9 protein-coding genes are annotated in these 13,523 nt (G+C 57.7%); 4 read left to right on the forward strand and 5 right to left on the reverse strand.

Annotated features, from left to right (window positions below):
* Positions 1–774: 774 nt before the first annotated feature.
* Positions 775–1,770 carry a biotin--[acetyl-CoA-carboxylase] ligase gene (locus PT275_RS08890; protein ID WP_277154038.1) on the reverse strand — a complete coding sequence of 332 codons (996 nt, stop codon included), beginning with the start codon at positions 1,768–1,770 and terminating at the stop codon, positions 775–777.
* 102 nt (positions 1,771–1,872) lie between these two features.
* Here PT275_RS08890 and PT275_RS08895 point away from each other — a divergent pair, with 102 nt between their 5' ends.
* Both PT275_RS08895 and PT275_RS08900 read left to right on the forward strand, forming a co-directional pair.
* Positions 1,873–4,425 (forward strand): DUF6020 family protein, encoded by a 2,553-nt coding sequence (locus PT275_RS08895; RefSeq protein ID WP_277154039.1) that lies wholly within the window; start codon positions 1,873–1,875, stop codon positions 4,423–4,425.
* Between the two features lie 2 nt (positions 4,426–4,427).
* Positions 4,428–5,408 (forward strand): helix-turn-helix domain-containing protein, encoded by a 981-nt coding sequence (locus PT275_RS08900; RefSeq protein WP_277154040.1) that lies wholly within the window; start codon positions 4,428–4,430, stop codon positions 5,406–5,408.
* Here the strand turns inward: PT275_RS08900 and PT275_RS08905 are convergent.
* From PT275_RS08905 to rplS, 4 genes are all read right to left on the reverse strand, one after another.
* The gene (locus PT275_RS08905; RefSeq protein ID WP_277154041.1) at positions 5,405–6,520 is read right to left on the reverse strand and encodes a LacI family DNA-binding transcriptional regulator; all 1,116 of its coding nucleotides are present in this window, start codon (positions 6,518–6,520) and stop codon (positions 5,405–5,407) included. The genes PT275_RS08900 and PT275_RS08905 overlap by 4 nt on opposite strands.
* Positions 6,521–6,828: 308 nt before the next feature.
* A complete protein-coding gene (locus tag PT275_RS08910; RefSeq protein WP_277154076.1) occupies positions 6,829–7,725 on the reverse strand; it encodes a ribonuclease HII in 897 nt (298 codons plus the stop codon).
* Positions 7,726–7,921: 196 nt separating this feature from the next.
* Positions 7,922–8,677, reverse strand: coding sequence for a signal peptidase I (lepB, locus tag PT275_RS08915; RefSeq protein WP_277154042.1), 756 nt, complete (start codon positions 8,675–8,677; stop codon positions 7,922–7,924).
* Positions 8,678–8,910: 233 nt separating this feature from the next.
* Positions 8,911–9,279, reverse strand: coding sequence for a 50S ribosomal protein L19 (gene rplS, locus PT275_RS08920; protein ID WP_277154043.1), 369 nt, complete (start codon positions 9,277–9,279; stop codon positions 8,911–8,913).
* A 652-nt stretch (positions 9,280–9,931) separates the two neighbouring features.
* Between rplS and PT275_RS08925 the strand changes: the two genes are divergently transcribed.
* Positions 9,932–11,698 (forward strand): ABC transporter permease subunit, encoded by a 1,767-nt coding sequence (locus tag PT275_RS08925; protein ID WP_277154044.1) that lies wholly within the window; start codon positions 9,932–9,934, stop codon positions 11,696–11,698.
* Positions 11,699–11,771: 73 nt separating this feature from the next.
* Positions 11,772–13,457, forward strand: coding sequence for a nitrate/sulfonate/bicarbonate ABC transporter ATP-binding protein (locus PT275_RS08930; protein ID WP_277154045.1), 1,686 nt, complete (start codon positions 11,772–11,774; stop codon positions 13,455–13,457).
* Positions 13,458–13,523 lie beyond the last annotated feature (66 nt).

Raw genomic sequence — 13,523 nt, forward strand, 5'->3', positions numbered from 1 at the left:
CCGCTCCTCCAAGGCATCCGATACCCTGAACCCGACAACTAGACAACGGTGTTGCAACCACCACTAGAAACCGCCAAGCAGAGGAAAAAGCCGGAACACCAAGCATGGCGACGGCAACCACACCGCCGATTATGACGTTTCTCAACTCTGACTTCATCTCAGATCTCCCTCGCTTTACTCACACACAACACCGTGTCGGCAGCATCAAACTAGACAAGCCAGCCGCTGACAAATACAACAATGTAATATGTGATTATAGTAACATAGCAATACAAAAAGAAATCTCTAATAATTCATACTTGAAAAATATTATAATTTAATTATTTATACTAATTTATAATAACAAACGAATGCCGTTCTTCCAAATCGACCACCGGCTAAACCACACAAATCAACAAAAATCGCCTATTGCTTTTGCACGTTCACATTCTTCGCTCCCAGAGAAAAGACAAACAAGGATAGAAAAGCAAAAATAATAGAAAAGAACGAATGATGTTAAAACTGAAGAAAAATCCTTCGCCAGCAATTTTGGCATCTTTGATATTGCATTACTACATTCGATGTTCGTTCATTGAACCTATCGAAGCTCTGGATGCCGAGCCAGCGTAGCAAATCGGCATCATCTACGCCTCATCGTACGGATACGTTGACTTCATTATCTCTTATCTGCAGCAATGGCTACAGGAGCACGCTGCGACGATTCTTATGGGCGTGCAGGATTGATTGATTCTATCTGATTCTGATTGGTCACGTCAGAAGCAGATATCAAGAGAACTACGCAAGCACGCCCACATCCGCGGTTTTGACGACGTGGAAGGCGCCATGCTCGTCTTGTACCGTCAGCGAGGCATCGGCGTTGAGCAACAGAGCCTTGCCGGTGAGCGTCGAGCCGTCGGTGAATTTCGCTTCGACCTGCCGCCCCAGCGTCCAGCACTTGCCTCGCGTCTCCTCCAGCAATTTCGGCAATTCGGATTGCGGATCATCGACAAAAGCCGCCAAACGGCGCTTCAGCGAAGTGGCCAGACGCGCGGCCACCATGTCGCGCATCGTGGCCGGATCAGGTAGCGGAGAGTAGAGCAGCTGCAGAGAGCTGGAAATCGGGGTCGGCAGGCTTTCGCGGGCAATGCCGAGATTGATGCCGATGCCGAACATCACACTGGCAGCAAACTCTTCGGCCTCTCTTCCGCCGTATTCGGCTATTTTCAGATTATCCATGCCATCGGGCAATAGAACCACTTCGGTGAGGATACCACCCAGTTTGTGACCATCATAAAAAATATCGTTCGGCCATTTGAGCTCCAGACCGTGCGACGGGTCAATCGGCTTGGCTCCGCATTTATCCAGCGCGCCGTTCAGGGCGTCGAGGGCCGCGAGCCCGGCAATGATGGTGAACCACCCGTTGCAATGCGAATCGGTCACCAACCACTCCGGCAAGGCAGTGACATAGGTAACAAGGAACGAGGCGCCACCGGCCTCATCGCTCCATTGCCGCCCAAGGCGGCCGTGACCGGCGCTCTGCGCGTCAGCACAAAGCGCGACCATGCCCGGCCTGCCCTCGGCATCAATGACATCAAGCTCCCTATTGGCCAGCATTTTCCGCGCCAGAATATTGGTGGAATCCACGGAGGCGAGCGCCACCAGCTTGTCCACTACCCCGTCGGTTCGTGGCATCTGCGGCGTATGTGCCCCCGCTTTGCGAGCAAGATCCGCATATTCCTTCTCGACCTGCGCCACGCGTTGCGCAGCCGGAGAATTTCTCTCGTTATTCATACATGCCACTGTATGCCAAACCGGCCCAGTGCGCTTTGTCGGTTCATACAAATCATTCAACAGGATGCCGCGAGGTTGAGATGAGACGATAGAATGCCGGTTATGAACAATCCCAGCCCTTCGCGCCACTCGCGTCGCCAACCCAGCGACAGCGAGGCAGATGTACAAGGGCTGGAGAACCGCGATGGTTCGGACAAACATGCATCCGTGAATCCGGCCGACAATGTATCCGCGTCGGTTGATGAAATCAAAGCCGATACCCCGATGATCGCACATTCCGGCAGGTTTTCTACTTTTCTTTGCTGGGCGTTGGCGGTGGCGGCAAGCCTGTGGATTGCGCTTTGTACCTCGCTGGGGCCGTTGTACCGACAATATGAAACCAACCCCGGCATCGCCACCATAACAGCGTTTTCCTTCAACAATGCGATGATCTTTGCCATCACCTTTGCCATCTGCATGTTGGTCATCATCGAACTGGTCCGTTTCGGCCGAGGACAGCTGCTTATCCCCTACGACTTCGGGCTGCGTGCCAGATTCGCGGCAGTACGCAACAACCGCCGACACCAAACCCATGAGTCGACGGCGGCCCCCAAAAATGGCGACAACAATGAGATAGACACATCATCAAATACCGCATCAAATAGCCAAACCGGCGGCAAACGGGGCACGAAATTCGACAACGCTCATTGGCTACGCAGCAGGATATGGCAATGGACACGCCGCATGGCTTCGTCCCTACGTTCGGGAGCGCGCCGCTGCATGATGACCGTCACCGACAAATGGTGGAAAATCGCATTGGTCCTCATCATCGGCTGGCTATGGGTCCCCATAACGCTGGTGGCCGCGTTCGGCGCGGATATTCGCAGCCAGTTCCGCGAGTTCAGCTGGGCCTGGAACCAATGGACGGGACTGAAACAACCCTATATCGGCTTCTTCTCGTTCGTGCCGATGGACATCTATCCCACCGCCCACTACCTGTGGCCCGCCAAACCCACGTATCTGACCGATCAGCACAACATCGTGCTCACGCTGATCTATGGCGGAGCCGGAACGGTTTCGCGCTACTTCACGGGCTCCAACGACCTGGGTATCGCGGTGCTCGCCTCCGGGCAGCTGCTGTTCGCGGCGTTCTGCCTGGCGGCCACCGCGAACCGGTTCTTCAACCACCCTTGGCTCAAGCCAAGGCACAGGCTGTTTGCACATGTGTCGGCGATGTCTTCAGAAAACACCTCAACGAATAAGAAAACTGAACTGACGCCGAAAAAAATAGACACTGCGACTTTTGTCGGTCCTCTTCCCCGTTTCTTCATCCTGCTGTTCTTCCTGATCTGTCCGCTGGTGCTGTTCTCGACGATAAGCCTCACCAAATCGCCGTTATTCGCGTTCGCATTCGTCTGGTGGTTCGGCGTGGGCTATGAAATACTGTGTACCAAAAAAATGCGCCGAAATTCGACACATGGACAATCAGCAACGTCTCTTCACCGCATATCCGACAATTCCGATGACTCCGAACATTCCAACAACGTCGACGGCGCAATGATCCACTACAAAAACGGCCCGAACGCAAACCTCGAAGCAAACTCTGCCTACGACAGGGTCATTCTTCACTTGCGCAAACGCACATTCATCGCGTTGGTTCTTTCGACGTTGGTGATGATGATTTCGGTGAAATACGCGTTGTATATCGTTCTTTTCGAATTCGCGATCGCCCTGTTCGCCGACCGCAGGCGCTGGAAAACCTACATTATCGGCATGCTGCTGCCGGCACTGCTTTTCGAGGGCGCCGTGGGACTGGCCACCCGCGACGGCGCCATCATCAACGGTGACCCCATCGAAAGCCACGGCGTCCAGCTCCAACAGATCGCCCGCGTCGCCGTGCTCAACCCCGACGGCATCCCACAGGACGCAAAGAACAAACTGGCCCCGATCTTCAACCTCGACCAGATGGCCGAAGCCTACTCCCAGCAGGACGCCGACCCGGTGAAATCATCGGGTATCCAGACCAAACGGGTCAGCTACCGGTGGCGCACGGTTTCAAAAGCGGACATGAAAAACTTCAATGCCGCCTGGCTTGAAATCGTCAAAGCCAACCCGCGCATCTGCCTGGACGCGCTGCTGGCAAAAAGCTACGGGTATTTCGACATTCTGGACCCACCATACATCGACATGACGTATTACGTTGCCTACGCGGGCACCGCGAACTTCACCGATTGGATCGGCTACTGGTGCGCCGGTTGGCGCAGGCAGCTCACCGACTGGCTTAAGAACTGGAGTTCGAAGCCCGCGATCGGCTGGCTGATTCACGGCAACACCTTTGTCATCATCACCCTGCTTTTGGGCGCGGCCGAAGTCATCCTCAGGCGTTGGAAGACGCTGTCCACGCATCTGCCGCTTTTGCTGCTGATGGGTGTTATGATCACCGCACCGGCCAATAATTTCGAAAGGCACATGCTGCCGTTGGTATTCGTTCTCGGCTTCGTGTTGCTCACCTTCTGGCAGGATTCGCGTGCACAACGCGCGAAGGCACGGACGTTACGAAACGGCGTGACCACCAATCATCCGCAAGTAGCCGAGAGCCACGAATCTACTGACACCACGAATAAATTAGACACCACTTGCCCAGCCAAAGCCAAGACCGCCGGACTAGAATTATAAGTATGAGCATGAACGATACCGACAAAAACGAAGGGGAATCCCGCAAATCCGCCGATTTTCTGGGGCTTGCGCAATCGATAGCCGGTATTGCGATGGACAAAAAGCCAAGCGGCGACGACCGTGCGCAATCGGAAAACCCAAGCTGGAATCGGACGCGGCAAATCACCGTCATCGCGGACAGCCACGACAACAAAAAGACCGCGGCCACGGCAAAGGCGTTCGAAACGCTCGGCAATCGCGGGAACCTCGAGGCCATCGCCTTCGAATGCCTGGTCAACGGACTGTACGACAAGCGGGTCGTCTCGTTGCTGCATGTGCTGGGCTGGCCGGAAACGTTCAGCTGCTTCGCCATCGGAGGCGTTGGCGCACCCACGTTCGAAAAGGCGAAATCCGTCATCGTCAAGGGCGCTCACGACCTGGGCAGCGAGTATTGCCTGGTCGGGCGCAGCAACGGCCTGACCATCGGCCTGATTGTAGTGCAAAGCGCCGCAACCCCTGAAGTGACCTGCACAGCGGTGATGAAAGCGTTCGATACCATAAAACCCGTCTGCCTCGGGCCAACCCGCCGCAATGTCGCCGGAGCCGCCCGAACGTTGGGCGCCGTGCTTTCGGCATTTCACGTGATGCCGGCGATCCAGCCGTTGCCACGCCCCGCACGCGCCGCGGACATGCTGCCGGAACGCGCGCTGGTCGGGGACGCGGACGCCATCGACGAGCTTTACCAAACGGTTTATCAAAGCCTAAAAAGCGACAATGAAAACGATCCGACGCTGCAGACCGTTTCGGCGTTCCTTACTTACGGCGGTTCGCTCGACGCCACCGGCAAGGCGCTGAACGTACACCCAAACACCGTGCGGTACCGCATCAAACGCGCCGCCGACGCCACCGGCTGGGATGCCAACGATCCGCGGGATGCCTACGTATTGCGCACCGCCATCACCATCGGTGAGATTCGCGATGCCAAAAACGGAGTCAACGACTAGAACCGCGGCACCGGGCCCAGCGAATGACGCTGGATGACCTCGGCGGGTATGAGGCCGGCACCATGGGCATTGGCCACAAAGGTCGTCTCACCGCCTTCGCCCAAAAGTCGCAGGGCCTCGCGCATCGCCGCGGTGCCAAGCCCCTGAAAATCAGGGCGAACCGTGGTCAGCGGAGGCCACATGTCATTGACACCGGTCATATCGTCGAAGCCAACCAAGCTGACATCTTGGGGAATGCGCAAACCATGCTCGTGCAAGGCACGGGCCACGCCGATCGCCTGAGCGTCATTGGCGGTGACGATGACCGTCGGTTTCTGTGCACCCAGCGAACCAAGGGTTTCCAGCTCATGGTTCATGCGCGCGTAAGCCTCCGAAGAGTCCCAGGAGCTGCATTGTATTTCCTTTGATTGAATGCGAAAGGCAACCGAACCTTTGCGCCATCCGAGCAGCCTCGTCGCCGCGTTGCGCCACTGCAGGGGGCCGGCGAAATAAAGTGCGGACCGGTGGCCGAATCTGGCGATCAGGCGTGCCACGTCGCGCATCGCATCCCAATGGTCGATGCCCACAATCGCGGTGTGCCGCCGTCCCTCGGCATCCATCAGCCCGCCCGCCCGGCTCATGGAAAGGTTGCCGTGAGTGGACGTGACCAGTACGCGCGCCTTGGATAGCCGGGTACGGCAGGCGTCCGAAAACATGATATCGGTGGGGGTCAGGAAGATGAAGGCATCGACGTTCTGCTCTTCGAATGTGCGGCAGATGTTCTCGAATTCCCTTTGTGTGCATCGCGCCTCGTGCATCATGGAAACCGCCAGAAACATCCCGCGGCTTCGAACGACGGATTCAACGGCGGCAATGGTGGAAACCGTACCTGGAGCGGACAGCCCGCCGGCGATAAGCCCCACGGTGCGTGAACGTTTCGAGGCGAGCGTCCTGGCGGAATTGCTTGGCCGATAGCCGAGCATATCAATGGCGCGCTGAACACGGGTGCGCGTCTCGTCGGAGACTTCGGAAGAATGATTGATGACGCGGGAGACGGTCTGATGGCTGACCCCCGCCATCTCGGCGACTTCGAACATCGACGGCCGCTTCTGCGGATTGCGTTGAGCGTTCATCTCTTGTCTCCCTCGCCAGTTGGAATGCATACTGTGTGGCACATGTCTCGCAGTGAACGCTCACAATTCTACTCAACCGGCCATATCAGTGGCTTTTCACCATGTCTCGTCTATATTGATTCTTATAGGATAACGGATCGAGACCATGGATTTGTGAATATTTTAGTCACCGAAAATGGCAAAACACTTCATCACCTATCCCATCACACGTTTTGGCCGCCATCGCGTTATTCATCGGACAGGAAACGACCACGCGCCGAATGGCGACGACCTCCAGAAGGCAAGGGGCCAATGGCCGCGCAATCGCTTCAGACCAAGTGCCAGCTGACACGATGAAGCGGCGACGGGCCGTATTTCGCAATCGCGGCGCGGTGCGCGGCCGAACCATAGCCCTTGTTGTGCTGCCACTGATAAGGGGCATATTCCGGATTACCCTGCGAGAGCGCCACCATCAGCCGGTCTCGCGTGACCTTGGCGATGACGGAGGCTGCGGAAACGAGTGCGCAGCTTTGGTCGGCCTTCACCTTGGTAGTCACGTTCGGCAGGATCGGAACCGCCGGCGCGTCGAACGTTCCCGCGGCCTTGGAAATATAATCGTTCGGTCCGTCCAGAATCGCACCGACACGAACCGAAGCGGGTGGCGGGGTCATTGCCGTCGAGGAATTGCCGATTATCTTATCGCAAGTGGCGGCGATCGATGAAGTAACCGGTGATGGCGCAGCCGCTGAAGCAGTGTGCGAAAGCCTATCGGCGGAAGTAGACGAGGAAGAAGATCGTGGCAAAACCGAACTGTCATCCGGTGATATTTCTATAGTGCTCCCGGATAAAAATGCATCGTGATTACTTCCAATACCCGTAATACCAAGTTCCCGTTCGAGTTCGTTAAGTGCGCGCAAAGCCGCGATGCCCAGCGCGTGGCTGATCCCCCACTCGTCGATCTCCTTGTTGCTGGCCTGCCCCACCGCACTGGCGGCGCACCACGAACGCAGATCCTCGAACATCGCCTCGCGCTTGTGTTCGGTCAGCAGTTTGGAATCGGCCACGCCGTCCGGCACGTCAAGGCCATCCAGATCACGGGCCCGCGCTGCGGCCGCGCCGACCATCACCGGACCGGCGAGCGCGCCCCGACCCACCTCGTCAAAGCCGACGATCAGGTCGAATCCTTGACCGGCCAGTTCGCGTTCCAACTCCAGCGTTGGCGCCACAAAGCGATGGGTGGTCTTGCGCTGTTTGATGTCTGCTTTTCCGTTAGATTTCAATGCCGTTTCCGCATCCATGCGCACCGCCTTTCAGCAATGACCCGTTGCGCCCAACGGCAATACTGTCATCAATATTTTGATGCGATCTTGATTATTCAGATCGTAATAAAAATTATAAAATGGCCAAGATTTCGCCATTTCGTCACGATTGCGATGCCCCGGGTACATTGGCGAAAACCTCGTGGGGCGATTTGAAGACCTTGAGACGGCTGAACGGCCAGAAAGTCAGCATGGCGACCCCTCTGACATCGCTTATCGGCACGAGTCCGCCGTTGCCGTCATCACCGTGGTACCTGGAATCCTCGGAATTGGAACGGTTGTCGCCCAACACAAAAACATTGCCAGGCGTCACTTTGGTTTTGAACGCGAAATTGCTGGGTTCGACGCCGGATTTGATATAGGAGGTCTCGTCGATCGCAACACCATTGATAGTGACCGGGGAGCCACCGCCTTTGCATTCCACGACGTCACCGGGCATGCCGATCAGCCGTTTGATGAGGTCATCGGAACCATGGCTGTCGGTACCGGCAAGCCAGTGGGCGGGGTCTTTGAACACAATGATATCGCCGCGTTTGAGTTTGCTCGCCGATTTGGAAAGACGATTGGTAACCAGCCGGTCGCCGATCTGGATAGTGTCTTCCATCGATCCGGAAGGAATTGCATAGACCCCAACGACGAACACCCGCAACAATGCGAGAATCAGAATGAAAACGGCAAAGGGAACCACAAAACTCAGCAAATCATGGAAGCTGAACCCCGGCGATTGGGGATCGGCGTGCTCCGGATTGTCATGAAGGCTGCGCGGCCCAGGGCCGGGGTCCACGCCATAATTGGCGACTTCGATGATATGCGAATCCGCTTTGCGTTGCTCTTCGCTTAACCTATCATCCAATGCCATCACGCCTCCCAAGCCCGCTTGCGTCGTTTCTTGCACCTACCGGAAACGTAGGCCATAACCGCAAACTATCATAGTAGGTGACACCATACAGAGATGCGGCATATGACAAGGAAATTCGGGTGATAGACTAAAAAGTTGGTTAAAATCCGGGAATTCGCATGCATGCAACAAAAAACGGCGGCCGGAGCGTAAAAGTCCGACTGCCGTATTGCACATAGCCTTTAGGCTTGCATTCACGCCTTGGCGCTGTTGTCCTGACGCTCGGTGATACGAGCGGCCTTGCCACGCAAAGCGCGCAGGTAGTAGAGCTTGGCGCGACGAACGCGGCCGTGACGCAGCACCTTGACGGAATCGATCACCGGGGAGTGCAGCGGGAAGCGACGCTCCACACCGCAGCCGAAGCTGACCTTGCGGACGACGAACGTCTCACGCAGGCCAGCGCCTGAACGTGCGATCACCACGCCGGTGAACGCCTGAAGACGGGAGTTGTTGCCTTCCTGAATCTTGACGTTGACCTCGACGGTGTCGCCGGGACGGAACTCCGGGATGGAATCCGAGGGCTTCATATGCTTGGCATCAAATGCCTCAATAGCGTTAACCATTGTTTCACCTGTCGCTGCCGCATATCAGCGTACAAATCGGGGGCGGCGCCGCACTTTCATGCCTTGCGGCCAATGTTGCCGAACGCGCCCGCTGTTGTATTTCGCCGGAACCCAGCGAAATGTTGCCGATTCGCCAAAGCCGACCTATCCGAAAACGGACGCGGACGCGTAGCTGAACCCGAAGAAGAAACGGACCCATGCGGCAGTCCGTCTCCTGGCATAACAATCGGATATTTTACCCAACCAACACGACACCCATGCCAGCGGACAGATCGACGAATAGAGCCTGCGCCCGTGGCGGACACCTCCCCGAAACAAACCAAGTTGACAAATGCCACAAACGACTTTATTTTAGGGTCGGTAATAATTTCTGTGCCATGCACACCGAGTCGAAGGAGGTGGGGATCATGGCTGACGATCTTCCTAGTAGTATCAACGATCTGCATCATTTGTGCAGCCCTGCACAACCTCATCTCGACACGATGACTCGGCTCTGGAAATAGAATACGTTCGCTTTCGCGTGTCACGCTTTAAGCGTAAGACGACGTGAAACGATTCCTTCCAACCGGCAGATGACTCCGCCTTCGAGATTCCCATATTGAACACACCAACGTGCCGGCATCTGCCGACATGTGAATCATGAGGAATCAACATGACCAACTTCCCCTTTAATTTCGGCCGTGCCGTACCGGGCACGACCAAGGCCGGCCGAGACGCCAGCTTCACCAAACGCGTGGTCTCGGATTGCGTGGTGGCCGTCGGCATCCTTGCCATCTTCGGCCTGATCGCCTGGGTCCTGCCCGCCATCAATGCGCCGGTGGGGCCGAAAGGCATTCCCTCCACCGTCTCGACCGATCCGCGTAACCTGCCGTATTACGCGCTGCGTTCCGTCTTCCGCATGGCGATCGCCCTGTTCTTCTCGCTGGTGTTCACCTTCATCTACGGACTGGCCGCAGCCCGCTCGCGCAGGCTCAGCAAGGTGCTCATCCCTCTGCTCGACATCCTGCAATCCGTGCCAATCCTGGGCTTCCTTTCGGCGACCGTGACCATCTGGCTCGCGCTTTTCCCCGGTTCGATGATGGGCGTGGAGGCCGCGTCGATCTTCGCCATCTTCACCTCACAGGCATGGAACATGACCTTCTCCTTCTATCATTCGCTCAAAAGCGAGCCCAAGGAGCTTGACGAGGCGGCGCGCAACCTGCGGCTTTCGCACTGGCAGCGCTTCTGGGTGCTCGACGTGCCGAATTCCATGATTCCGCTGCTCTGGAACATGATGATGAGCGTGGGCGGCGGCTGGTTCTTCCTGACCGCATCGGAAATGATCTCCGTGAACAACAAGACCTACGCCCTGCCTGGCATCGGCAGCTACGTCGAGGCCGCGGCCTCCGAGGAGAACCCCGGCAAGATCGGCTTGGCCATTGCGACCATGGTCATCGTCGTGCTCGCCATCGATATTTTGGTCTGGAAGCCGCTGACGGCATGGGCCGAAAAGTTCCGCATCACGCAAAGCGAGTCCACGGAACCCAAACGCAGCGCCGTTTTGACGCTTATTCGCCAGTCACATATCGACGATTTCATCGCCCGCATCTTCCGCCCCGTCGGCGAATTCCTCAACACGATCACCCGTCCGCTCGGCCACACCGGCTCGAAGTGGGGTGCCAAGCCCAGCCGTCGCCGCGCCGGTGATGTGGTATTCGGCATTATCATTGCCGCCGCGGTCATCGCAGGCGCCGTGAAACTGATCGTCACCATCACGAAAACCACCGGCTTGGGCGAGCTGGGCACGGCCTTTGGGTTGGGCTGCATCACCTTCCTGCGCGTAATACTTTTGATTGTGGTCTGCTCGGTGATCTGGGTGCCGCTCGGGGCCATCATCGGCATGAACCCGAAGATCTCGCGCCTCGTGCAGCCGCTGGTGCAGGTGCTGGCGAGCTTCCCGGCCAACTTCATCTTCCCGTTCGTGGTCATGGTCTTCGTCGCCTGTGGCATCGACATCAACTGGGGTTCGATTCTGCTGATGGCGCTGGGAACGCAGTGGTACATCCTCTTCAACGTCATCGCCGGCGCGTCCGCCATCCCCGACGACCTCGTCGAAATGAGCAAGAACTTCCACATCACCGGATGGATGAAGTGGAAGACACTTATCCTGCCGGCGGTCTTCGGCTCGTGGGTCACCGGCGGCATCACCGCAGCCGGCGGTGCATGGAACGCCTCCATCGTCTCGGAAATCGTGAGCTATGGACGTCACACGCTGATCGCCAAGGGCCTCGGTTCCTACATCGCCGAAGCCACCGCCCACGCCGCGAGCATGAAGACCATCATCGGCGTGGCTGTCATGGCCATCTTCGTGGTCGCCGTCAACCGCCTCTTCTGGAACCCGCTGCAGCGCCTCGCCGAGCGTCGTTTCGTGGTCGGCTAGCTCATGACTGCTCACACTAACCCATGGTTGGTGTGAGTGAGAATTGATCAACACTTCATTAAAGGACACCATCATGAACTTCAACAAACTCTATAAGACCGTCGCCAGCAGCACGCAAACCGGCACCGCCACATCCACCCGTAGACGCAGGGACTACGGTGACCTGGACGCGAACGGAACCCGCACCGTCATCGAAGCCAGCCACATCAGCCAGAGCTTCACTTCCGAAAAAGGCAGCGAGACCACCGTTCTCGACGACATCTCCTTCAATCTGCACGAGGGCGAGATCGTCGCCATTCTCGGACGCAGCGGTGCCGGCAAGTCGACCTTCCTGCGCATCTTGGCCGGACTCATCCAGCCGACCAAAGGTCAGGTCTCCTACCGTGGCAAGGCGCTTGACGGGCCAAACCCAGGCGTTGCGCTCGTCTTCCAGACCTTCGCGCTCATGCCGTGGCTGACCGTCGAAGACAACGTGGAGCTCGGGCTCGAGGCACGTGGGGTGCCGCGCGAGGAACGCCACAAGCGTGCGCTTGAGGCCATCGACGCCATCGGCCTGGACGGCTTCGAATCCGCCTATCCCAAGGAGCTTTCCGGCGGCATGAAGCAGCGCATCGGCATCGCCCGCGCGCTCGTGCTGCGGCCCGATGCCCTCTTCATGGACGAGCCGTTCAGCGCGCTGGACGTCCTGACGGCCGAAAACCTGCGCCAGGAAGTGCTGAATCTTTGGAACAACAACCAAAGCGGTATCAAGTCCATTTTGATCGTCACGCACAACATCGAAGAGGCCGTGCAGATGGCCGACCGCGTGGTCGTCCTGGGCTCGCACCCCGGCCATCTGATCGCGCAGGTTCCGATCGACCTGCCGCGTCCGCGCGACAAGCACACCCCCGAATTCGAGGCGATGGTCGACAAGCTCTATGCCATTCTGACCGGCCAGGAATCGCAGCGCAGCCGTGCCAATCAGGCGGCTGCAGGTGCCAGGAAGAGCACCTCGGCGTCAACGCAGCAGACAACGGCGGGAGCCAAGGAATCATCCCCGCTCAACGGTTCCGACAACGCTGCTGGCACCAACGGGTCACAGGCCAACGGCAAGAACGGTTCAGGCAGCCTGACCGACGAACACGGACATGACGAAGCCTCGGCACAAGGCAATGGCAACAGCGATGATGCAGACCTATTCAATGTGCTCGATGACCATAGCAAGGCGCAGACGGTAGCCAATGAAAAGCTCACAGTGCACGAGAACGACACCAAGGCAAAAGAGAACAACGCGCGTACCGAGCTGCTGCCGAACGCCACCCCCGGCGGCCTGGCCGGCCTGCTCGACGTAGTCTCGAACTATGAGGGCGGCGTCGATCTGGCAGATCTCGCGGCCGACCTTTCCTTCGAAGTCGACGACCTCTTCCCACTCATCGACGCCGGCACGATGCTCGGTCTGTTGACCGTCAGCAACGGCCACTGCACCATCACCCGCGAGGGCGACCGCTGGTGCCATGCCGACGTGCTCGAGGCCAAGAAACTCTTCGCACAGCTGATCATGGACCACGCGCCGCTGGTGCGCACCATCGACCGGGCGCTACGCAACCATCCCGACAAAGGCCTGCGCGGCGAGCTCATCCTCGACCTTCTGCGCAGTCAGCACACCGACGAAGAGGCGCAGAGACAGTTCGAAATCGCCGTGACCTGGGGTCGCTACGGCGAGCTTTTCGACTACGACGCCGACGACGACCAGCTCACCCTCGACGACGCCAACAAGTAGACCGTCCACGTTCGGCACCCGCGACAAGCCGCTAGCCGAGCGACCCAGTGGGAAAAGCAGCAAAAT

The organism is Bifidobacterium sp. ESL0745 (genome assembly GCF_029433335.1).
Taxonomy (GTDB): Bacteria; Actinomycetota; Actinomycetes; order Actinomycetales; family Bifidobacteriaceae; genus Bifidobacterium.

Bases quoted from the DNA above. Each gene is read 5' to 3' on its own strand.
- PT275_RS08890 (WP_277154038.1), bottom strand. From the start codon at position 1,770: ATGAATAACGAGAGAAATTCTCCGGCTGCGCAACGCGTGGCGCAGGTC.
- PT275_RS08895 (WP_277154039.1), top strand. From the start codon at position 1,873: ATGAACAATCCCAGCCCTTCGCGCCACTCGCGTCGCCAACCCAGCGAC.
- lepB (WP_277154042.1), bottom strand. From the start codon at position 8,677: ATGGCATTGGATGATAGGTTAAGCGAAGAGCAACGCAAAGCGGATTCG.
- rplS (WP_277154043.1), bottom strand. From the start codon at position 9,279: ATGGTTAACGCTATTGAGGCATTTGATGCCAAGCATATGAAGCCCTCG.
- PT275_RS08930 (WP_277154045.1), top strand. From the start codon at position 11,772: ATGAACTTCAACAAACTCTATAAGACCGTCGCCAGCAGCACGCAAACC.
- PT275_RS08900 (WP_277154040.1), top strand. From the start codon at position 4,428: ATGAGCATGAACGATACCGACAAAAACGAAGGGGAATCCCGCAAATCC.
- PT275_RS08905 (WP_277154041.1), bottom strand. From the start codon at position 6,520: ATGAACGCTCAACGCAATCCGCAGAAGCGGCCGTCGATGTTCGAAGTC.
- PT275_RS08925 (WP_277154044.1), top strand. From the start codon at position 9,932: ATGACCAACTTCCCCTTTAATTTCGGCCGTGCCGTACCGGGCACGACC.